This window comes from Micromonospora sp. DT15 (assembly GCF_049841475.1).
GTDB lineage: Bacteria > Actinomycetota > Actinomycetes > Mycobacteriales > Micromonosporaceae > Micromonospora.
Window position 1 is genome coordinate 15,557 of the sequence record NZ_JBNCKJ010000010.1, and the last position, 19,712, is coordinate 35,268.

21 protein-coding genes and 1 tRNA gene are annotated in these 19,712 nt (G+C 71.3%); 11 read left to right on the forward strand and 11 right to left on the reverse strand.

Going from position 1 to position 19,712, the window contains the following annotated elements:
• Positions 1 to 51: 51 nt before the first annotated feature.
• The gene (orn, locus tag ACLQ3F_RS21875) at positions 52 to 642 is read right to left on the reverse strand and encodes an oligoribonuclease (RefSeq protein WP_130407816.1); all 591 of its coding nucleotides are present in this window, start codon (positions 640 to 642) and stop codon (positions 52 to 54) included.
• Positions 643 to 714: 72 nt separating this feature from the next.
• On the opposite strand from orn, the gene ACLQ3F_RS21880 reads away from it, so the two are divergent.
• Positions 715 to 1,998 (forward strand): glycosyltransferase 87 family protein, encoded by a 1,284-nt coding sequence (locus tag ACLQ3F_RS21880; protein ID WP_425851082.1) that lies wholly within the window; start codon positions 715 to 717, stop codon positions 1,996 to 1,998.
• A gap of 95 nt (positions 1,999 to 2,093) precedes the next feature.
• Here ACLQ3F_RS21880 and ACLQ3F_RS21885 read toward each other — a convergent pair whose 3' ends face one another.
• The 3 genes from ACLQ3F_RS21885 to ACLQ3F_RS21895 form a co-directional block, all read right to left on the reverse strand.
• The gene (locus ACLQ3F_RS21885; protein WP_425851352.1) at positions 2,094 to 3,122 is read right to left on the reverse strand and encodes a hypothetical protein; all 1,029 of its coding nucleotides are present in this window, start codon (positions 3,120 to 3,122) and stop codon (positions 2,094 to 2,096) included.
• Between the two features lie 149 nt (positions 3,123 to 3,271).
• On the reverse strand, positions 3,272 to 4,006 hold the full coding sequence (locus ACLQ3F_RS21890) for a YcnI family protein (RefSeq protein WP_355005409.1): 735 nt from the start codon (positions 4,004 to 4,006) through the stop codon (positions 3,272 to 3,274).
• 17 nt (positions 4,007 to 4,023) lie between these two features.
• Positions 4,024 to 5,691, reverse strand: a complete 1,668-nt coding sequence (locus tag ACLQ3F_RS21895; RefSeq protein WP_425851083.1) for a copper resistance CopC/CopD family protein — start codon at positions 5,689 to 5,691, stop codon at positions 4,024 to 4,026.
• 172 nt (positions 5,692 to 5,863) lie between these two features.
• Here ACLQ3F_RS21895 and ACLQ3F_RS21900 point away from each other — a divergent pair, with 172 nt between their 5' ends.
• Genes ACLQ3F_RS21900 through ACLQ3F_RS21915 form a run of 4 tightly spaced genes read left to right on the forward strand, consistent with a single transcriptional unit; the run spans position 5,864 to position 8,829 of the window.
• Positions 5,864 to 6,454, forward strand: coding sequence for a sigma-70 family RNA polymerase sigma factor (locus ACLQ3F_RS21900; RefSeq protein ID WP_357200590.1), 591 nt, complete (start codon positions 5,864 to 5,866; stop codon positions 6,452 to 6,454).
• Positions 6,455 to 6,486: 32 nt separating this feature from the next.
• Entirely contained in the window at positions 6,487 to 7,011 is a 525-nt protein-coding gene (locus ACLQ3F_RS21905; RefSeq protein WP_425851085.1) for a MauE/DoxX family redox-associated membrane protein, read from the forward strand.
• Positions 7,004 to 7,720: a DsbA family protein gene (locus tag ACLQ3F_RS21910; protein WP_355005413.1), complete on the forward strand. Its 717-nt coding sequence runs from the start codon at positions 7,004 to 7,006 to the stop codon at positions 7,718 to 7,720. The genes ACLQ3F_RS21905 and ACLQ3F_RS21910 overlap by 8 nt, the downstream gene beginning before the upstream one ends.
• Positions 7,717 to 8,829 carry a hypothetical protein gene (locus ACLQ3F_RS21915; RefSeq protein WP_425851087.1) on the forward strand — a complete coding sequence of 371 codons (1,113 nt, stop codon included), beginning with the start codon at positions 7,717 to 7,719 and terminating at the stop codon, positions 8,827 to 8,829. Before ACLQ3F_RS21910 ends, ACLQ3F_RS21915 begins: the two co-directional genes overlap by 4 nt.
• Here ACLQ3F_RS21915 and ACLQ3F_RS21920 read toward each other — a convergent pair.
• From ACLQ3F_RS21920 to ACLQ3F_RS21935, 4 genes are read right to left on the reverse strand one after another with little or no spacing between them, the layout of a single operon-like run.
• Positions 8,813 to 9,571: an energy-coupling factor ABC transporter ATP-binding protein gene (locus ACLQ3F_RS21920; protein ID WP_355005415.1), complete on the reverse strand. Its 759-nt coding sequence runs from the start codon at positions 9,569 to 9,571 to the stop codon at positions 8,813 to 8,815. The genes ACLQ3F_RS21915 and ACLQ3F_RS21920 overlap by 17 nt on opposite strands.
• Complete coding sequence (gene cbiQ, locus ACLQ3F_RS21925; protein WP_425851089.1) at positions 9,568 to 10,338, reverse strand: cobalt ECF transporter T component CbiQ; 771 nt, start codon at positions 10,336 to 10,338, stop codon at positions 9,568 to 9,570. The genes ACLQ3F_RS21920 and cbiQ overlap by 4 nt, the downstream gene beginning before the upstream one ends.
• 14 nt (positions 10,339 to 10,352) lie before the next feature.
• Entirely contained in the window at positions 10,353 to 10,781 is a 429-nt protein-coding gene (locus ACLQ3F_RS21930; protein WP_357222807.1) for a PDGLE domain-containing protein, read from the reverse strand.
• Complete coding sequence (locus ACLQ3F_RS21935) at positions 10,778 to 11,494, reverse strand: energy-coupling factor ABC transporter permease (protein ID WP_425851090.1); 717 nt, start codon at positions 11,492 to 11,494, stop codon at positions 10,778 to 10,780. Before ACLQ3F_RS21935 ends, ACLQ3F_RS21930 begins: the two co-directional genes overlap by 4 nt.
• Before the next feature lie 261 nt (positions 11,495 to 11,755).
• On the opposite strand from ACLQ3F_RS21935, the gene bcp reads away from it, so the two are divergent.
• The 4 genes from bcp to ACLQ3F_RS21955 all read left to right on the forward strand — a co-directional run bounded on the left by bcp (position 11,756) and on the right by ACLQ3F_RS21955 (position 13,862).
• Entirely contained in the window at positions 11,756 to 12,232 is a 477-nt protein-coding gene (gene bcp / locus ACLQ3F_RS21940) for a thioredoxin-dependent thiol peroxidase (RefSeq protein WP_091393498.1), read from the forward strand.
• A 29-nt stretch (positions 12,233 to 12,261) separates the two neighbouring features.
• A complete protein-coding gene (locus tag ACLQ3F_RS21945) occupies positions 12,262 to 13,197 on the forward strand; it encodes a hypothetical protein (protein WP_425851092.1) in 936 nt (311 codons plus the stop codon).
• A tRNA-Leu gene (locus tag ACLQ3F_RS21950) sits at positions 13,162 to 13,244 on the forward strand. Before ACLQ3F_RS21945 ends, ACLQ3F_RS21950 begins: the two co-directional genes overlap by 36 nt.
• A 90-nt stretch (positions 13,245 to 13,334) precedes the next feature.
• On the forward strand, positions 13,335 to 13,862 hold the full coding sequence (locus ACLQ3F_RS21955) for a GNAT family N-acetyltransferase (RefSeq protein WP_425851094.1): 528 nt from the start codon (positions 13,335 to 13,337) through the stop codon (positions 13,860 to 13,862).
• A 4-nt stretch (positions 13,863 to 13,866) separates the two neighbouring features.
• Here ACLQ3F_RS21955 and ACLQ3F_RS21960 read toward each other — a convergent pair whose 3' ends face one another.
• The 3 genes from ACLQ3F_RS21960 to ACLQ3F_RS21970 all read right to left on the reverse strand — a co-directional run bounded on the left by ACLQ3F_RS21960 (position 13,867) and on the right by ACLQ3F_RS21970 (position 16,623).
• A complete protein-coding gene (locus ACLQ3F_RS21960) occupies positions 13,867 to 14,856 on the reverse strand; it encodes an expansin EXLX1 family cellulose-binding protein (protein WP_425851095.1) in 990 nt (329 codons plus the stop codon).
• Positions 14,857 to 14,966: 110 nt separating this feature from the next.
• Positions 14,967 to 15,785 carry an MOSC domain-containing protein gene (locus tag ACLQ3F_RS21965; protein WP_425851097.1) on the reverse strand — a complete coding sequence of 273 codons (819 nt, stop codon included), beginning with the start codon at positions 15,783 to 15,785 and terminating at the stop codon, positions 14,967 to 14,969.
• A gap of 4 nt (positions 15,786 to 15,789) precedes the next feature.
• On the reverse strand, positions 15,790 to 16,623 hold the full coding sequence (locus tag ACLQ3F_RS21970) for an O-methyltransferase (RefSeq protein ID WP_425851098.1): 834 nt from the start codon (positions 16,621 to 16,623) through the stop codon (positions 15,790 to 15,792).
• Positions 16,624 to 17,034: 411 nt separating this feature from the next.
• Between ACLQ3F_RS21970 and ACLQ3F_RS21975 the strand changes: the two genes are divergently transcribed.
• On the forward strand, positions 17,035 to 17,937 hold the full coding sequence (locus ACLQ3F_RS21975) for an LCP family protein (RefSeq protein WP_425851100.1): 903 nt from the start codon (positions 17,035 to 17,037) through the stop codon (positions 17,935 to 17,937).
• A gap of 87 nt (positions 17,938 to 18,024) precedes the next feature.
• Entirely contained in the window at positions 18,025 to 19,701 is a 1,677-nt protein-coding gene (locus ACLQ3F_RS21980; protein WP_357200626.1) for a sugar transferase, read from the forward strand.
• Positions 19,702 to 19,712 lie beyond the last annotated feature (11 nt).

Below are 19,712 nucleotides of genomic sequence, written 5' to 3' on the forward strand. Positions count from 1 at the left end.
CCACACCACAGCCAGGCACGTCCAGCGGGTTGCCGGTCAGCGCGGCCGCGGTCAGAGTTCGGCGGCGATGGCCTTGGCGGTCTCGACGTCCGGGCCGGGCAGCGGAACGAAGACGGTGCGCCGGTAGTACTCCAACTCCCGGATGCTCTCCCGGATGTCGGCCAGCGCCCGGTGCGCGAGACCCTTCTGCGGCTGACCGAAGTACACGCGGGGGTACCAGCGGCGGCAGAGTTCCTTGATCGACGACACGTCGATCATCCGGTAGTGCAGGTGGGCGTCGAGGCGGGGCATGTCCCGGGCGATGAAGCCCCGGTCGGTGGCGATCGAGTTGCCGCAGAGCGGAGCCGTACGCGGATCCTTGACGAAGGTGCGGACGTACTCCAGCACCAGGTCCTCGGCCTCGGCGAGGGTGACCGCCGAACGACGGACCTCCTCGGTGAGGCCGGACTTGGCGTGCATCGTCTGCACGATCTCCGGCATCCCCTCCAGCGCCGCTTCGTCGGCGTGGATGACCACGTCGACACCGTCACCCAGCACGTTGAGGTCGGGATCGGTGACCAGTGCCGCAACCTCGATCAGTTTGTCCCTGCCGAGGTCCAACCCAGTCATCTCACAGTCGATCCAGACGAGGAGATCAGCCACCGGGACAGCCTACGCGCAGCCCACGCCCCGCGGCTGCGCGCTCTCGGCGGACCGGACCGCTAGGGTTTCGGGGTGCCAGCAGAACCCGTCGCACCGCCCGCCGTCACCGAAGACGATCCCGGCGGCCGTACGGTCCGTCGCCTGGTCGCGGTGGTGGCCCTCGGCGCTGTGCTGCCAGCGCTGTACCTGCCCGGCCTCGTGCACAACTTCTTCGATCTCAAGATTTACATGTCCGCGATGGACTGGTGGCGCGTCGGCCACCCGCTCTACGACTACGTCCAGCCCGACCGGGTGCAGGGCGAGTTGTACTTCACCTACCCGCCCTTCAGCGCGCTGCTGCTGTGGCCGTTCGGTCTGTTACGGCTCGGCGCCACCGTGGCGATCTTCACGGCGCTCACAGTGCTGGCCGTGGTGCTGACCACCCGGTGGCTGGTGACGCCGTTGATCGCCCGACACGCCCTGCCCCGCACGTTCACCCTGGTCGCCGCCGTCCTGCTGGTGCTGGCGGTGGAGAGCATCCGCGAGACGATCACCTTCGGCCAGATCAACATGCTGCTGATCGTGCTGATCCTGGCCGATCTGCTGTTCGCGGTGCCGCAGGCGCGACGCTGGGCCGGGGTGGGCGTGGGGCTGGCGACGGCCCTCAAGCTCTTTCCCGGCATCTTCATCGTCTACCTGCTGGCCACGCGGCGGTGGCGGGCCGCGGCGGTGGCGAGCGCGACCGCGGCGGCGGCGACCCTACTCGCGGCGGCGATCGCCCCTCGTGACTCGTGGCGGTTCTGGACGCACGAGCTGTGGACCACCGAGCGGGTGGGACGCACCGACATCGTCGGCAACCAGTCGCTGTTCGGCCTGCTCAGCCGGTTCACCGAGCCGGAGAAGCCGGACCGGCTGCTCTGGTTGCTGCTGGTGGCCGCGGTCGCCGGCTACGGGCTGTGGCGGGCCGCCCGCGCGGCGCGGGCCGGTGACGCGTTGACCGGCCTGACGTTGACCGGGTTGGTCGGTTCCCTGGCCAGCCCGATCACCTGGACCCACCACATCTACTGGTTCGTGCCGGCGGTGGTGCTGCTCGCCGACGCGGCGTTGAGCGCGGACCGCCCGGACGAGGCACGCCGGCGTCGGTGGCTGGCCGGGCTCGCGCTGGGCATCACCGCCGTGACGATCTACGGCGTGGTGACGTTCCAGGCCTGGGGCGCGGGACCGGTCCACACCCACGATCCGGTGGACTTCGTCGTGCAGAACACCTACGTGCTGCTCAGCCTGCTACTGCTGGCGGCGTTGCCGGTGCGCTCGGGGCTCGATGCGGAAAATCGCACCAAATGGACAGACCTCCCGAGTGGCCATGTTCGTCGCTAATCTGTCCTCATCTACCTCAAGCGTCGCTCGGGTAGCACCGCTCCCCCGGTGAGGGTGGCCCTCCGCGTCGGCAGCGCGGCGGGCCACTCGCCGTCTCACCCACCACCACCGGCCGGGCCGCCACCGGCCGGGCCGTCGCCCGGCGCGGCCGCCACCGGCCGGGCCGTGGGCTCGTCCACGTCGGCCGGCGGCCAGGCGAGACTCAACGTCACCTCCGGCGGGCGGGGCAGCCGAACCGGTTCGTCCAGGTCGGCGAGGGTGGCCGCGCGGGCCGCGCCGATCGCCGACCGGGCGGGTTCCGGGGCGCCGGAGCCGACCGGGGCGAGTTGTCGGAGCGGCAACCGCGGGGTCGGCTCGGGTTGCCGGGGGCCCAGGCCACTCAGCGAGGTGACCCCGAGCCGGCCGGCGAGCACCGGCACCTGATCCGGCTCGACCACGAAGATCACTTCGCGCGGCCGAAGTGGCCGCAGCAGAAGCAGCGCCGCGCACACCACCAGCAGCACGCCGACCGTCAACAGACCCCAGGTGGCCGGGCCGGTCCACCCGACCCGCAACTCGGCATGCAGGTCCAGAGCGAGGTCGTCCTCCCCATCGGGGCGCATCACCACCAGGCTCATGGGTTCGCCGGCGAGGTCGTCCGCGCTCCAGTCCAGCGAGCCGATCCCCTCGCGTACCCAGAAGGGTTGGCCCAGCGGCGTGACGGACCCGGCGGCCGGCGCGACACCCGGGGTGTCGGCGGCCGGTCCGGCCGGATCGAGCCGGACCGGCAGCGGGCCTCGGGCCAGCGCCATCCGGCGGACCGTGGCGTGCGGCACCGCCTCCAGCCACCCACGCACCTCGGCGGCGGGCGCCAAGCCGATGAAGGCCGGCCCGCCCGTGGTGCGGGCGTCCAGGCGCAGCCGGGTCTGGGCGGTACGCGCGAAGGACGCCTCCTGCCGCAGCAACCGGTCGAGGTCGGTGACGACGATCGCGTGACCGGGCGTGCGGACCGTTTCGAAGCGGGCGGCGAAGGACCCGCCGGGGTCGGCGTGTCGGGTCACCAGCCACAGCCCGCCACCGGCGAACAGCGCCGGAATCCCCACCACCATCAGCAGCACTCCGGCGATCATCCGCACGAACCGCATCCGCACCGTCCCCCTCCGTAGCCAAATACCCGGCCGACCTTACCGACGTACACCGTCTGATCAGGGGATATCCACGGCACGGTCGACATCGGCTCCGGAAAGCACGCTGGCCCGCCAGAAGATCCGGCGGGCCAGCGGGTGAAACAGGGTCAGACCTTCGCGACCGGTTCCCGGCGGGTACGCGTGAACGCCAGCCCGCCCAGCACCAGACCGGCCAGGCCGGCGACGAGACCGGCCACACCGAGGCCGACCGCGAGCCCGTTGCCGTCGTCGTCGTCATCGTCGTCGGGCGAGGCCACGGCCGCGCTGGGCGAGGCCGAACCCGCCGGCGCCGCCGCGGCGGCCAGGGTGAGCACCGGAGCGGGGTTCTCCGGCTCCTCGGCACCCGGCGCCGGCTCGTCGATCCACCGCGAGATGTTGCCGTCCGAGTAGGTCTGCAGGACCTTGAAGACCATCGAGTCGACCTGCGGCAGCGGGCCCATCGAGACGGGGAACTCCTGGAACTGACCCGGCTTCACCCCGGCGTCGGCGGAGGCCGTCCAGGTGATCTTGGAGACGGCCTCGGTGAGCTGACTGCCGTGCACCTCGATCGGCGGGTCCACCTTGCGCTTCTCCGTGGCGACCGTCCAACCGGGCACCGGCATCGTCGACACCGAGCCGACCGGGGCGTTCTCCGGCAGCACGACCTCCAGCTTGGTGGTCGACGCGGTGTCGCTCTCGTTGGGCACCCGGAACGCCACCCGGGCGTAGCCACCCTGGGTTGCCTCCTTCGGGTTCACCGTGACGTGCGCGGACGCCGGTCCGGCGAAGCCGAGCACAGCGGTGGCGGCGGCGGTGAACGCCAGGGCGGCAGCGGCGGTTGCGGTACGCCGGAATCGGGTCATGGGTTTCGCGAACCTCTCTAACGGATGGGCACGGTGGCGGTCACCGTGGCCTGGTCGATGTCGGTCGTTCGGGCGGTGATCTTCAGCTGCCAATCGCCGGACGTCGGCATGCTGACGTCGCCGTAGGCGTGACTGTCCGTCAACCGCAGCAACGGCACCTCGATCGGCTCGATCCCGGCCGAGGGCAGCGCGGCTGTCGCCTTCCACTCCGCGACAAGCAGTGGCTGGTTGGCCTTGTCGTACGCGTACAGGTGCACCGTGTTGTTGCCCCGCCCGGCCGGGCTCACCTCGACCTCGACGGACAGGAGCGGGCTGGAGAGCCTGGTGCTGAAGAGGCCGGACTCGGCCCCGGCGGACGGCCCGGCCGCTGCGGTGCGCGCGGGCGTGGTCTGCACGAGCGTGGCGGACACGGCCAGCACCACGACGGTGACGGCCAGCTCCACCAGGACCGCCCGGCGCACCGGTACCGGGCGTTGCGCCGCGACGCGGCTGCGCACCAACTTCCGGGAGTACGCGGCCACGGCGATGACGATCGCGAACAGCCCGATCTTGGCGAGCAGCAGGCGCCCGTACGTGGTGTCGAAGAGCGCCTGCGGGGTGGCCACCTCGATCAGCGCCTGGACGGTGCCGGCCAACAGCAGCGCCGAGACGGCGAGCGCCGCCCACCGCGACCAGATCGGCAGGATCGCGCCCAGCTCCCGCTCGTCGGCCTGGCGCAGCAGGAAGACGGCGAGCATGAGCAGACCACCCAGCCAGACCGCCATGCTGCCCAGGTGGACCGCGTCGACCACCACCGAGACCGCCGGCGCCGGGGAGGCCGCCGCGTGCCCGGCCAGCGGCCAGGTCAGCAGGGCGGCGCCGCCGAGCACGGCCAGGATGATCGCGTCCGCGCGGCCGGCGGGCCGGGCCAGCAGCGGGCGGAGCAGGAAGATGGACGCCGCCAGCAGGCCGAGTCGGACCAGGTGGGCGGCGCCGAAGGTGCTGCCGAAGGTGCTGCCGAACCCCTCGCCGGTGACGTCGAAGAGACCACCACCGGCCGTGTAGGGCACCTGCAACCACAGGTCGGCGAGGGTGGCGAAGGCCACCAGACCGAGGCCGATCCAGGCCAGCCGGGTCGGCCCCCGGCGGGAGAGCCGGCGCGGCCACAGGGCGGCGAGCACCAGCGCCGGCCCGACCAGCAGCACCAGACCGGCGTAGCCGAGGAAGCGGGCGACCTTCACCGCCGTCTCCACCACCGGGTTGGCGCGGCTGTCAGTGCCGGAGTCGACGGGTGGGGTCGAGGGCGCGCCGACCGAGTAGGTGAACGCGCCGGAAACCGGGTGGCTGTCGGCGGAGATCACCCGGAAACTGACCAGGTAGGTGCCGCGCGAGCCGGCCGGGTCCACCGGGATGGTCACGACAGCGTCACCGAACGACGGTTCGCCCCGGTCGGCCCGGGAACCGTCCGGTGCGATGATCCGGATCTTGCCGGGCACCTTGCGGACCGACTCACTGAACGTGAGGACCACCTCGGACGGCCCGCTCGGCACGATGGAGGAGGCGGCCGGGCTGCTGCTCTCCAGCACCGCGTGGGCGCTGGCGGAGGTGGCTGGCGCGATCAACAGGGCGACGACGGTGACGAGCAGGCCGGCGGCTGCCGCCAGCCTGGCGGCCCAGCGGCGGGGGGCGACAGTCATGCCGGACATGGTCGCCGATAGGTGTGCCTTTCGGCGACCCGAGGGGGGTGGGGGCGTCGGTGGTCGCACGTCATGAACTGGTAGTCGGCCCGGAACGGAGAAAAGTTCCCGACGTGGCGCAGACCATCCAAGGGTCGAACGACCCTGACGCGCCGCCGGCTGCCGCGTAACCTGGTGAGTCGTGATCCCTGTCCCGCGTGACTCCGGTGTCGTCAGTCCGGCAGAGCCGGCCGACGAGGTCGCCCGGGACCCGGCAACCGAGTGGGCGCTGACCGCCCGCGACGGCGACCCGACCGCCCAGGCGGCGTTCGTCCGGCTGACCCAGGCCGAGGTCTGGCGGTTCGCCGCCGCCCTGGTCGACCCGGACAGCGCCGACGACCTGACCCAGGAGACCTACCTGCGGGCGTTCCGGGCACTTCCCGCCTTCGAGGGTCGCTCCAGCGCCCGCACCTGGCTGCTCGGCATCGCCCGCCGGGCCTGCGCCGACCACCTGCGCACTGTCATCAGGCGTCGGCGGCTCGACGAGCGCCTGGCGGCGAACGCGTACACCGACCGACCGCACCCCGACCCGGCCGGCCAGTTCGGCGCCGCCGACCTCGTCCGTCGCCTCGGCCCCGAGCGGCGCTCCGCGTTCGTGCTCACCCAACTGCTCGGCCTGTCGTACGCCGAGGCCGCCGCCGTCGAAGGGGTGCCGGTGGGCACCATCCGGTCCCGGGTCGCCCGGGCCCGGGACGACCTGGTCGAGGCGGTCGGCGACGCCCTGGCCGGCTGAACGCGGAACTTCCGGCGCGGACGGGACGACAAATGAGCGTGACAGCACCTTCCACCCGGTGGGGCCGATGGCCACTGGTCCGCCCGTGGCTCGGCATCGCGGCCCGACTCGGCCTGGCCGCCGTCTGGCTGGTCGCCGGCGCGTCGAAGGTCAGCGACCTCGCCGCCTCCGGGCGGGCGGTCAACGCGTACCAGGTGATGCCGTACGACGTGGCGACAGTGATCGGCGCGGCGCTGCCCTTCGTCGAGCTGGCGTTGGGCGTGCTGCTGCTGCTCGGGCTGGCCACCCGGCTCGTCGCCGGGGTGTCCGCCGCGCTGCTGGTGGTCTTCATCGCGGGGATCGCCTCGGCCTGGGCGCGGGGGCTGGCCATCGACTGCGGCTGCTTCGGCAGCGGCGGGCAACTGGCGGCGGGGCAGGCACCCAGTTACCTCCCGGAGATCCTCCGGGACCTGGGATTCTTGGTCTTGGCCGGATTTCTGCTGATCTGGCCACGTACGCCGGTATCGGTGGACGGGTGGTTGTCCGGCGAATCCGTTGTGGAGGACGAGGATGAGTAGTCGCAAGGGGCAGCGGGACGCCGCCCGGGTGGTCCGCGAGCAGTTGGCCCGCGAGCGGCGCCGCCGCCGCACGATCTGGGTCTCCGCCGCCGCGGTCGTCGTCCTGGTCATCGCCGCCGGCATCGGCTGGGCCGTCTGGTCCAGCCAGCGCTCCGACGACTTCACCACCCCACCCGGCGCCAACGCGGAGGGCACCGGCATCGTCACCGGCGGCGGGCCGGTCACCGTCGACGTCTACGAGGACTTCCTCTGCCCGGCCTGCAAGCAGTTCGAGCAGACCAGCGGGTCCACCCTCGAACAGTTGGTGGCCGACAACAAGGCGAAAGTGGTCTACCACCCGGTCGCGTACCTCAACCGCTTCTCCACCACCCAGTACTCCACCCGCTCCTCGGCCGCCTCCGGCTGCGCCGCGGCGGGCGGCAAGTACCACGAGTACGCCAAGGCGCTCTTCGCCCAGCAGCCGCCGGAGGGCAGCGCCGGGCTCACCGACGACACGCTCATCGACATCGGCACCAGCGTGGGCCTCGACCGGGGCTCCTTCGGCAGCTGCGTGAAGGACGGGACGTACAAGGGTTGGACCGAACACGTGACCGACGACGCCAGCCGGAGCAACGTCACCGGCACGCCGACCGTCAAGGTCAACGGTCAACCGGTCGAGAACCCCACCCCGGACGCTCTCACCGCAGCCGTGGCGGCGGCCGGCAAGTGATCCGTACCCTGCTGGGCCGCGCCGGCCTGGTCGCCGCCACAGCCGGCCTGGCCACAATGATCAGCGCGGCGCCCGCCGCCGCCCACGGCGCGGACGCACCGGACGGCACCGACTACCGCACCCGGACCACCGGCGTCACACCGGCACGGCCAGGGCTTGAGGTACGCGTCATCGAGGCCGGCGCCCGACTGGAACTGACCAACCGCACCGGCCGCACCATCGAGGTCATCGGCTACTCCGGCGAGCCGTACCTGCGCGTCGGCCCGGACGGCGTCTTCGAGAACAGCCACTCCCCCGCCACGTACCTGAACCGCACCATCGACGGGGACACCGAACTCCCGGCCGAGGCCGACCCGGCCGCCGCACCCTCCTGGCAACGGGTCGACGACGGCACCACAGCACGCTGGCACGACCAACGCGCGCTGTGGCAGGAGTCGGCACCACCGGCCGCGGTACGCGCCGCACCGGACCGCGAGCACCGGGTCCGGGACTGGACCATCCCGCTGCGTGACGGCACCGACGCGATGGTGATCGGCGGCACGCTGGACTGGGTGCCGCCGCCGGACGCGTACACCTGGTGGGCCGTGACCATCGTGGGGCTGCTCGCGGTGGGCGCGCTCGGCCTGTTCGCCGCCACCGCCCCGGCCGGCGCCCGCGCGATGTCCGCGCTCGGCGTGCTGCTGATCGTCGGCGGCGCGCTGGCCGTCGGGTACCCGGTGGGACGGGAGTTGGACGCGGGTGCCCAGGGCGTGGGCGGAGTGCTCGTCGGGCTGCTCTCCGGGCAGATCTGGCCCCTGGTCACCGGCCTCGGCGCGATCGCCGCCGGCTGGTACGCGCTGAGCCGCCGCCCGGCCGCCGACTTCGTGGTCGCACTGGCCGGGGCCTGCCTGGCGCTCTTCGCCGGCGCGTCGAACGCCGCCGTGTTCGCCCGCGCCATCGCCCCGGTGCCCTGGTCGCCCGCGGCCGCCCGGGTGATGGTGGCGCTCTTCCTGATCACCGGGGCCGGCGCGACAGCCGCCGGCATCCTGCGCCTGCACGCCACCTCCCGCACCACCTCGGCGGTACCTCGGGTGGAGACCGCCGAGAGCGGGTTTACGGCTGGGGGGTGAAGCCGTAGGGCAGTTCCAGACGGTGTCTGGCCAGCAGGGGCGCGTTGTTGAGCAGGGTGGTGGTGGGGGCGTCCGCGACGATCCGGCCGTCGTCGAGGATCACCGAACGCTCGCACAGCTCCGCCGCGTACGGCAGGTCGTGCGTGACCATCAGCAGGGTCACCGGCAGGCCGCGCAGGATCTCGGCGAGCTCCCGACGGGCCGCCGGGTCCAGGTTCGACGACGGCTCGTCGAGCACCAGGATCTCCGGGTGCATGGCGAGCACGGTGGCCACCGCCACCCGGCGACGCTGCCCGAACGACAGGTGCTGCGGGGCCCGGCCCCGGTGCTCACTCATCCCCACCGCGGCGAGCGCCTCGTCCACCCGGGCGGCCAACTCGGCCCCGCGCAGACCCAGGTTCGCCGGCCCGAACGCCACGTCCTCCGCCACCGTGGGCAGGAACAACTGGTCGTCCGGGTCCTGGAAGACGATGCCCACCCGGCGGCGGACCTCGGCCAGGGTGGCCCGATCCGGGGTGACGGTCAACCCGCCGACGCTCACGCTGCCCTCGGTCGGCGTGAGAATGCCGTTGAGGTGCAGCACCAGCGTGGTCTTGCCGGCGCCGTTGGGCCCGAGCAGCGCCACCCGGTCCCCCCGCGGCACGTTCAGGTCGACCCCCTGAAGGGCGACGTGCCCGTCCGGGTACGCGTAACGAACACCCCGAACGTCCAGCGAGACAGCGGTCTGCACGACACCGATCATGACAGCACGACGGCGGTCGCGGCGATGGAGGCCGCCAACACCGGTACGGTCGCCGCGACCAGCCACTGACCGGCGCTCGCCGCACCCTCGCCCTGCCACACGGCGGGCATCCTCCCGGTGTAGCCGCGGGACAGCATCGCCAGATAGACCCGCTCCCCGCGCTCGAAGGCGCGCAGGAACAACGCACCGATCCCGGCCGCGAAGCCCCGCAGCTGCCACAGGAACCGTGGGTCGTCTCCCCGGGAGATCCGGGCCACCCGCATCCGCCGTGCCTCGCCGACCAGCACGTCGAGGTAGCGCAGCATGAACGAGGCGATCTGGGTGAGCACCTGCGGGCAGTGCAGCCGGTCCAGCCCCACGATCAGGTCGCGGGTGGTGGTGGTCGCGGCGAGCAGCAGCGAGGCGAGCACCCCCAGGGTGCCCTTGGCCATGATGTTCCACGCGCCGTGCAGCCCGTCCTCGGACAGGCGCAGGCCCAGCACCTCGACCCGGTCGCCGCTGCCGAGAAACGGCAGGGCGACCGCGAACAACACGAACGGCAGCTCGATCAGCGCGCGGCTGAGCAACCACCATGGGCCCACCCGGGCCAGCGCCGCCACCGCCGCCACCAGCACGGCGTACGCGCCGAAGGCCCAGAACGCCTCCCGTGGGGTGGCCACCACGGCGAGGGTGAAGACCACCATCGCCACGATCTTGACCTCGGGCGGGAGCCGGTGCACCGGCGAGTCCGACTCGCGGTACCGCACGTGCCCGTGACCGGCTCCCATCCGCGTACCCCTGTTCAGCTTGTCGTGGCGGCGCGCGACGTCGCCGCGTCATCCTCGGCGGGCGTGGCGTCCCCGGTGGGCGTGGCCGCGTCAGCGTCGGTCGGCGTGCCGCCCCGGCGGCGCAGCAGCCAGAACCCGCCGGCCCCGACCGCGAAGGTGACCAGCACCCCGAGCACCCCGGACAGGCCGGTCGAGACGAAGCTGTTCCGCACGCCCCGTACGCCGTAGTCGGCGAGCGGGCTGTCGGCCAACTCGTGGTCCTTCGCCTGCTGGGCCGGGCAGCTGCCGCCGACGATGTTGTCGTCGGCGTCGACGGTGCAGCCCTTGAGCAGCGACGAGTCCAACCCGTCCGGGTGGGACGAGGCGTAGTTGCTGACCACGCCGGCGAGCAGCAGGGCAACCAGCAGGCCGCCGGCTAGGAAGGCCCAGGAACGATTCTTCATCGGACACCTCCGGAGACCGGGACAGCGGGGGTGGTGGGGGTGCGCAGGGAGCGCAGCGCGTACACCAGGTCGGGGCGCACCTTCGCGACGGTGAGCACTGTGGTCGCGGTGATCAGGCCCTCGCCGATGCCGATCAGCAGGTGGGTTCCGGCCATCGTGCCGGCCAGGCCGGCCAGGTTGCCGCCCAGGTCGGTGGTGCCGCCCAGCCAGTACTGCAGGACGAAGCCCTGGGACGCGACCACCACGCTGAGCATCGCCGCGACGAACGCGGTCACCGCCAGACCAGCCCGCGTCCGGGGCAGCACCCGCAGCAGCAGCGCGATCAGCGCGTACGCCGCGGCGGTGCCGAGCAGCGCCATGTTGGTGATGTTGAGGCCGAGCATCGCCACGCCGCCGTCCCCGAAGACCAGCGCCTGTACGACCAGCACCACGGAGACGCAGAGCGCGCCGACCCACGGACCGACAAGCATCGCGGCGAGCGCCCCACCGAGCAGGTGGCCGCTGACACCGGCCGTGAAGATCGGGAAGTTGAGCATCTGGACGGCGAAGATGAACGCCGCCACCAGGCCGGCCATCGGGGCCAGCCGGTCGTCCAGGTCGCGCCGGCCGCGCAGAACGCAGAAGGTGAGCGCGGCAAGAGCGAGCGCAGCGAAGATCGCTGCCACGAAACCGTCGATGATCCCGTTCGAGATGTGCATCGCCAGTGTCTCCACGCGACCTCCTACGCGTCAGCGGGCCCGACCGGGCCGGCGTGGGACAGCCTATTTCCCAGGACTAGTTGTTGCCAGAGCCTGGCAACAGGGCATGGCCTTGATCACCTCTACCTGGTCAGGCGCGTGAACGGCGGGTTTCCACCAGCCGACCCCCTGATGATCACCCCCGCATCTCAGCCGACAGACGACAGGCGCGCGCTCGTAGCGACGGCCCGCGTCGTCGGTGATGGCGCTGGCCGGCACGGCGGTAGGGTCGGGGCCATGACCTCGCCCGACCGACTCTCCCCCGGTGACCCAGCGCCCGAGTTCACCCTCGCCACCGACACCGGCGACCAGCTCTCCCTCGCCGACCTGCGAGGTCGCAAGGTGGTCCTGTACGCCTACCCGGCCGCGATGACTCCCGGCTGCACCAAGCAGGCCTGCGACTTCCGCGACTCACTCGCCTCACTCCAGGCCGCCGGCTACGAGGTCGTCGGCATCTCCCCGGACAAGCCGGAGAAACTTGCGAAGTTCCGCGAGCGCGACGCCATCACCTTCCCGCTGGTGTCCGACCCGGACAAGTCGGTGCTGACCGCCTACGGCGCGTACGGCGAGAAGCAGCTCTACGGCAAGACCGTCACCGGCGTGATCCGCTCGACGTTCGTGATCGACGCTGACGGCAAGGTCGAGCGGGCGCTCTACAACGTCAAGGCCACCGGGCACGTCGCCAAGCTCCGCCGTGACCTCGGCCTGGACTGACTGTCGTACCGGGGCGCTACGGTCCGTCAGTGGTCCGATACAAGTACACGCCGGAAGCACTGGCCGCCGCTGCCGCCGTCGCCCGCAACATCACCGAGGTGATGCGGTTGCTCGGCGTTCGGGTCAGCGGCGGCTCACACGCGCACATCAGCCGACAGCTCAAGCGGTTCGGCATCGACACGTCGCACTTCACGAGGCAGGCACACAACAAGGGGCGACGTGGCGAACGGCGCATCACCTCCTCGCAGCTTCTGATCGTGCTGCCCGACGGGTCCCGGCGGACGCCAGGCGTGCGGTTGAAGTGGGCGCTGGGCACGATCGGCGTGCTGGAGGAGTGCGAGGGGTGCGGGATAGGGCCGGTGTGGCGGGCCGCGTCGCTCATCCTGCACGTCGACCACATCAACGGGGATTTCCTCGACAACCGGCCACCGAACCTGCGGATTCTCTGCCCGAACTGCCACAGCCAGACCGACACCTACGCCGGCCGCCGGAACCGTTCTTCTGAACTTCCCATCGTCGCGACGCAGACCGATGGAGAGGAACGCGCGTCCAGCTCTGAACGCCGACCGGCCACTCGCCAAGAAATTGTCGACGTGTTCGGCCGGGTCGATGCCCAGCAGGTGACGGCCACGGAGGCGGCACGGCAGTTGGGCTGGACCCCGGCGTATCTGCACAAGATTCGGCGAAGACTGGAGCAGGACGGGGTGTTGAGACCACGTCCGAACCGTGGTTGGCGTTCAAGGGCTCATCGTGAGGCGGTAATAGAACAGGCGCTGGAGCACCCGAATGTCGGACCGAAGCGGCTGTCCGGCATCCTTCGCGATCTGCCCCGTGGGGGATGCAGAGTTGGTCACGGCACGATCTCGACCATTCTCAAGGAGGCCGGGCTCAACACCGTCACAGCCAGACGTTCTAGACTCAGCGGGTTGGCGGGAGTGGCGGAACGGCAGACGCGCAGGTCTTAGGAACCTGTATCCGGAAGGATGTGGGGGTTCGAATCCCCTCTCCCGCACAGGCAACACCGATCACGTACCCGCGCACGGTTGTCGGGCACGTCACTGCCGCGGGTCGTGGCCCTGGTCGTTGAGCCAGGATGGCGAGCGTGAGTCTGCGCTTCGTCCTTGATCCTGCGCTGACCCCGCAGCTACGCGCCGAGATCGTCGACCTCTGGGTGGACGTCAGCAACGCGGGCGGGGCGGTCGGCTTCGTACCACCGGTCACCGCCGCCGACGTGCACGTCACCGCCGATCCGACCTTCGCCGGCATCGCCGACGGACCGGACCGGCTGTTGGTCGGCTACTCCGGGGACCGGCTGGCGGCGATGCTGATCTTCAGTGACAACCGTTTTCCGCTCACGGCACACTGGTGCACCGTGAAGCGGGTGATGGTCCACCCGGACACCCAGGGCGCCGGCTACGGCTCGGCGCTGATGATGGAGGCCGAGCGACTGGGCAGGGCGTTGGGCCACGAGGCACTGCACGTCACGGTGCGCGACGGGCTGGGGTTGGACAAGTTCTACGGTCGCCTCGGGTACCGGGAGGTCGGCCGACTTCCGGGTGCGTTGCGGGTGGCCCCCGATGACGACCGGGACGAGATCCTGATGTGGCTCGATCTGACGGTGGCCGGCTGAGCGGTCAGCCCTCGCACCACCGGGCGTTGGCCCGGGCCGAACTGCTGGTCGGCGCGTCGGTGGCCGGGGCGCTCGTCCTCGCCACCTCGACCGAGCGACGGGTCGGCGTCGGCGTGACGGCGGGTCGGCTGCTCGGCGGACGGGTCGACGCGGACGGACGGCGGGTGGCGGCACCGGCACCGGGTGCGTACATCCGGATCGTGCTGTTCTGCACCTGGCCCGGTGCCATTCTGATGCCGCCGGCTGTGACCCGGTTGCCGTACACGTCGGTGACCCGGACGGTGAACGGGCCCGGCCCGGCGCCGGAGGCGATCAGCCAGTAGTTGTAGTCCTGCCGGGCGGCCGACTGCCAGGGGTCGCTGTCGCGCTGCCGGACCTCGACGGACCGCAGCGGGTTGCCGTGGTTGCCGACGCGGACGGCGAACCACCACTGCGACGCACCCTCCTTGATCCGGAAGCTGAGTGGTCCGGGCAGCGGCGGGTTGACCACCGCGCGGTAGGTCACCGGAACGAGGCCCTGGACGGGGTCGGCGATCCGGGCGAACGCCTCGCGGGACAGGTCGAGGTGGCCGGGCTCGCACTCCGGGCACTGGTCCATGATGAGCACCCGGACGGTGCCCTTGGGGCCGACGACGTCGAGGAATCCGCCGCAGGCGGCACCGGCGGAGTATTCCGTCGGACCGAGCGCGACGTAGAGCCGGTTGGCGGGGGCAGCCGGGTTCGAGCAGTTGCCGCCGGCGCCCTTGGAGTCGTAGAAGGTGGCCTTGCCGGTGTGCGTGGCGTTGCCGGTGGGTGGCGCGGCGGCCAGCGTCCGGCCGGCGGCGCAGGCCGGGGTGGAGCCGGATCGCAGGGTGAGGGTGAGCCCGAGCGTCGCCGCGAGGACTGTGACGCCGGTGGCTACCAGCCAGGGTTTCGCGCCGGACGACGGCGCGGGCCGGTCCTCTGGAGGATGGTCCAGGTCGATGTTGATGTCGACAGCGCTTCCGTCCGTCACGACGGCGATGCTGCCGGACCCGGTCGGGTACGGACAAGCGGGCTAAGCCAAAGCTAAGACAGCATCGACGGACGGTGACCGTGGGGTGCCGGTTGCTGGTCGGCGACCGGTCAGGACGCGAGGACCACCGGGGCGTCCACCGCCAGCGGTCCGCTGTCGAGCGGCACCAGGTTCAGTCCGAAGAGGAGTTTCTGCTTGACGTTGCGGTGCCGCCCGAGGGTGCGCAGCGGCTCCCTGGTGCGTACCCCGGTCTCCTGGTCGGTGGTGGTCACCACGCAGCGGTCGCACGGCCCGGCGGCCTGGAACGTCCGGTCGCCGATGCGCAGCCGCCGACCCACCCAGTCGTCCTCGGCCCAGGCCGGCGCACCGCTGACGACCAGGTTGGGTCGGAAGCGGGTCATCGGTACCGGTTCCTCCCCCGCCTCGGCCAGCCAGTCGTTGAGTGCGTCGAGGGAGGTGGCGTTGGCCAGCAGCACCGGGTAGGCGTCGGCGAAGCTGACCTGGTCACCGGTGTCGTGTTCGCGGGTCCCGGCGGCCAGGTGGCGGGTCGGCTGGGCCAGCCAGACCAGTCGGACCGGTCGGCCGAGCAGGGCTCCGAGCCAGTCGTCGGCCGCGTGGCCGGCCGGCAGCGCGGGGACCGGGAAGGTGCGGCTGCGGAAGGTACGGACCGCGACCGGTTCGCCGCCGGCCGGCTCGGGCACGTCGAGGTCGGGTTGCCCGTCGGCGCGCAGTGACAGACCCCCGGGGTGCACGGAGGCGCGCAGGCCGACGAGTCGGGTCGTGTCCCGCTGCGTGACGCCGACCCCGTCGGCGTCCACGACCATCCAACGCCGGTCGCCGGCCAGACCCCACCGGTGCACGAACGCGCCGTCGTGGTCGAGCCGGTGACAACCCTTGACGGGGTACGTGTGAATCGAGGTCAGCCGCACCCGGCTACCATGCCACGCCGATCCCGTCGCCCGGGTACCAGTGGTTGGCCGGGGTCTCCCGGTAGGCGAGGAACCGCCGGCCGGTGCGTTCGGCGTGCTCAGCGAGCACGTTGGTGCTGGTGACGTTGTCGGTGAGCAGGATCGCGCCGGGTGCGAGCTTGGGTTCCACGGCGTCGAACTCACGTTTCTCGTGGGCTCGGCTGTGGTCGCTGTCGTGCAGGAACAGGTCGACCGGGCGGTCCAGCGCGCCGATCGAGGCGATCGAGTCGCCGATCACCAGGTCGACGACCTCCGACCACGGCGCGACCCGGGCGAGGTAGCCGGCCTCGGGGTTGATGTCCAGGGAGGTGACGCGGCCCGGGTGCCCCTCCTGCGCGTTGCGCAGCAGGGCGGACGCCAGGACGACGCTGCCGAGTCCCTTGTCGACGCCGGTCTCGACGACGTGGGTGGGGCGGGTGGCACGGACGATGGCGTACCAGCCGATCCGCCGGGCGTAGCGGATCTCCTTGTCGGCGAGGCCGCGCCGGTCGGAGGCGGCGATCGCCGCCAGGAGGTGTTGGCGCAGGTCGTCGTCCGACTCGATCTCGCTGAGGTACGCCCGTACCTGTTTGACTGGGATGTCGCAGACCACGCTGACGAACCAGGCGAGGTGGTTGCGGCTCAACGAGGTGAGGTCGTACGTGTAGTTGTGGTGCTCGCGGGAGGTCAGCAGCCAGCGCGCCGAGCGGCGCAGCATCTTCGCGTCGTGCCGCGCGACAGTGCGAAGCCTCTTGGGAAAGGCGGCGATCGGGGCGAGTGGAGTACGCGCGACGGCCCGTCGGAGCTTGATTCGATCCACGGCTGCCGTTGTAGCAGGGTTCGGGCGGCAGCGGGAGCGTCCTCGCGAAACCCGATGTTCACATTGCTTTCACCCAACCGCAGGGGCAGCAGAATAGGGCCTGAAAAACCGTTCCCGGGCCGGCGTTACCGGCAGTCCGTCCGAACGCAGGGTCGGGTTCGCCGCCCCGGTCGGCAGGCATGCGATAGCCGAAAGGACGAGGGTGCACGACAGGCGCACTCAATCAGTAGCATCGCCCACATGTCTGGTGCTCAGCGGTACACCGATGCCGACACCCAGTTCGTCGATCCACACGCAGTCGATCCGCACGAGGATGTCCCGGCCGGGGGCAAGCGGCGACGTCGTGGCCCTCGCTGGCGTCGCGTCCTCGTCATCTGCCTGGTAGTCGCAGCGATCCTGGGCGGCGGCAGCATGATCGGTGGCGCCCTCTATCTCCGCTCGGTCGAGAAGGACATCGACCGGGTGGATGCCTTCGCCGACGTTCCCGAGGAGGGGCGTCCGCAGGCGGTGGCCGGCGGCGCGATGAACATCCTGATCCTGGGCAGCGATTCCCGCGACCCGGAGAGCACTGGCGGCTCGCGCACGGACACCATCATCGTCGCGCACATCCCGAAGGACCGGGCCAGCGCGCAACTCGTCTCGATCCCTCGGGACACCTGGGTGAACGTGCCGAAGGCCAAGAACGGGGGGCACGGCGGCCGCGATGCGAAGATCAACGCAGCGTACGCCTGGGGTGGCGTTCCGCTGATGGTGCAAACAGTCGAATCGTTCACGACGGTGCGAATCGACCACGTCATGATTGTCGACTTCGCTGGCTTCAAGGAAATCATCGACGCCCTGGACGGCGTCGACATCAACGCGGAGAAGTCGTTCACGTCGATCCACCCGCCGTTCCGCAAGTTCGAGCAGGGAATGCAGCGGATGGACGGCGAGACGGCCCTGGACTACTCCCGCCAGCGCAAACAGTTCGCTGACGGCGACTTCGCCCGCATCCGTCACCAGCAGCAGGTCATCAAGGCCATCCTCGACAAGGCCGTGTCCGGCGGCATCGTCACCAACCCCGGGCGGCTCAACTCCTTCGTCAAGGCGACCTCGAGCGCCGTGGCGGTGGACGAGAAGATGTCGCTCGTCAGCATGGCGACAGACCTGCGGAGCCTCCGTGGTCGTAACCTCACCTTCGTTACCAGCCCGACGAAGGGCACCGGTCGAGTGGGCAGCGAGAGCGTCGTCTTCGCGAACACCGAGAAGGCAAAGACCTTCTATGATGCCGTGCGCCGGGACTCCGTCGACGAGATTCTCGCCAGCGCCAAGTAACCCCTGGGCCGGTGGCCGTTGCCGTCCGCCGCCTTGTCTCGAATTACGGACCGGCCAGGTCAGCCGGCCCTCACGGGGAGGTCCACAATGTCCAATCAGCCCGCTATGTGGCATCGACCGGTGCCGGCCGAGGACCGGGCCGGGAACGCCACCGACGCCCAGGGCGACGGTGAGGGGGACGACGAGGGGAGCCGCGGCGGGAGTCGCCCTCCCGCCTACCAGTTCCCCGGTTACCAGCCTGCCGGCTACCAACCTCCCGGTTACCAGCCTGCCGGCCATCAGACTTCCGGCCACCAGACCCCGGCCTTCCCGGCCCCCGCCGACCGGCGCTCGACCTCGCCGGCCCCGGCACCCGCAGCCGCCCCCGCCCCCGCCCCTGAAGAGCACGAGCCTCGCGCCGGGCTGGACACGACCGCCGTCCTGCCGTACGCCGGCTCGCGCGCCTCGACCCGGACCCGGTGGCTGCGGGCCTGGATGATGACCGCGCCGGTCGACGTCCTGGCACTGCTGACGCCGCTGCTCGTCACTCAGCAGTACTGGCGCGGCACCCTGGCCATGACGGTCCTGACCGTGATCGTCTTTGCCAGCGGCGGCCTCTACCGGGCACGACGGCACGTGAGCTTCCTCGACGAGGTGCCGAGCCTCTGCGGGCGTCTGCTGGCCGCGGCGTCCGCGGTCGCCATCGTCGCGGCGATGCGTCACGAATCCGCCGAGTACGTCTTCGGCTTCACCCGCGGTGTCGCCGCGTCGGCGGGGCTGGTCATCCTCGGGCGGGCCTTCACCCGAGAATTCGCCATCGTCGCCCGCAAGCGCCGGTGGGTCGAGCACAACACCATCATCGTCGGCAGTGGCCCCACCGCCGTGGAACTCGCCCGGCTCCTGCGCCGCTACCCCCAGTACGGCCTCCGCTTCGTGGGTTGTGTCGACACCCCGGACGGCCCGTCGGCGCTGCCGCTGATCGGGTCCCTCGACGACCTCGACAGCCTCGTACGTCTGCGCGAGTGCGACGTGGTGATCGTCGCGGACGCGAACTGCTCCGAGACCTCACTCATGGAGATCCTGGCCCGGCCACGGACGGCGGAGTGCGACCTGTGGGCGGCCACCCCCCTCTGGGGGTCCCGTTCGCACGGCGACCACATCGGCGCGGTCCCGGTCGTCAGCATCGGCGACATCACCCTCTCCGGCCCGCAGTCCGCGCTCAAGCGCGCGTCGGACATCGCGTTCGCCTCGGTGGCGCTGCTCCTGCTGAGCCCGGTGCTCCTCATCTGCGCTGTCGCCACGCTCATCGACGGCGGCCCCGGCATCTTCTTCTACCAGGAGCGCATCGGTCGGCACGGCCGGCCTTTCAACATCATCAAGTTCCGGTCCATGCGCCCCGTCGACGAGCACGAGTCGCAGACCAACTGGTCCATCGCCAACGACCGGCGGGTGGGGCCGATCGGCCGGATCATGCGCAGGACCTCCCTCGACGAGCTGCCGCAGCTCTGGAACATCCTCCGTGGCGACATGAGCGTTGTCGGCCCCCGACCCGAGCGCCCCTACTTCGTCGAGAAGTTCTCGGCCGAATACCCCCAGTACGCGATGCGCCACCGCGTTCCGGTCGGGCTCACCGGTCTGGCGCAGGTCAGCGGGTTGCGCGGCGACACCCCGATCTCCGACCGGGCCCGCTTCGACAACTTCTACATCGAGAACTGGTCCCTCTGGCTCGACGTCAAGGTGGTGCTCCGTACGGTGACCGAGGTGTTCCGCGCCGGCGGCCGCTGATCCGCCCACGC

Bases quoted from the DNA above. Each gene is read 5' to 3' on its own strand.
- ACLQ3F_RS21885 (WP_425851352.1), bottom strand. From the start codon at position 3,122: ATGCGGTTCGTGCGGATGATCGCCGGAGTGCTGCTGATGGTGGTGGGG.
- ACLQ3F_RS21890 (WP_355005409.1), bottom strand. From the start codon at position 4,006: ATGACCCGATTCCGGCGTACCGCAACCGCCGCTGCCGCCCTGGCGTTC.
- ACLQ3F_RS21895 (WP_425851083.1), bottom strand. From the start codon at position 5,691: ATGTCCGGCATGACTGTCGCCCCCCGCCGCTGGGCCGCCAGGCTGGCG.
- ACLQ3F_RS21905 (WP_425851085.1), top strand. From the start codon at position 6,487: ATGAGCGTGACAGCACCTTCCACCCGGTGGGGCCGATGGCCACTGGTC.
- ACLQ3F_RS21910 (WP_355005413.1), top strand. From the start codon at position 7,004: ATGAGTAGTCGCAAGGGGCAGCGGGACGCCGCCCGGGTGGTCCGCGAG.
- ACLQ3F_RS21920 (WP_355005415.1), bottom strand. From the start codon at position 9,571: ATGATCGGTGTCGTGCAGACCGCTGTCTCGCTGGACGTTCGGGGTGTT.
- cbiQ (WP_425851089.1), bottom strand. From the start codon at position 10,338: ATGGGAGCCGGTCACGGGCACGTGCGGTACCGCGAGTCGGACTCGCCG.
- ACLQ3F_RS21930 (WP_357222807.1), bottom strand. From the start codon at position 10,781: ATGAAGAATCGTTCCTGGGCCTTCCTAGCCGGCGGCCTGCTGGTTGCC.
- bcp (WP_091393498.1), top strand. From the start codon at position 11,756: ATGACCTCGCCCGACCGACTCTCCCCCGGTGACCCAGCGCCCGAGTTC.
- ACLQ3F_RS21975 (WP_425851100.1), top strand. From the start codon at position 17,035: ATGATCGGTGGCGCCCTCTATCTCCGCTCGGTCGAGAAGGACATCGAC.
- ACLQ3F_RS21980 (WP_357200626.1), top strand. From the start codon at position 18,025: ATGTCCAATCAGCCCGCTATGTGGCATCGACCGGTGCCGGCCGAGGAC.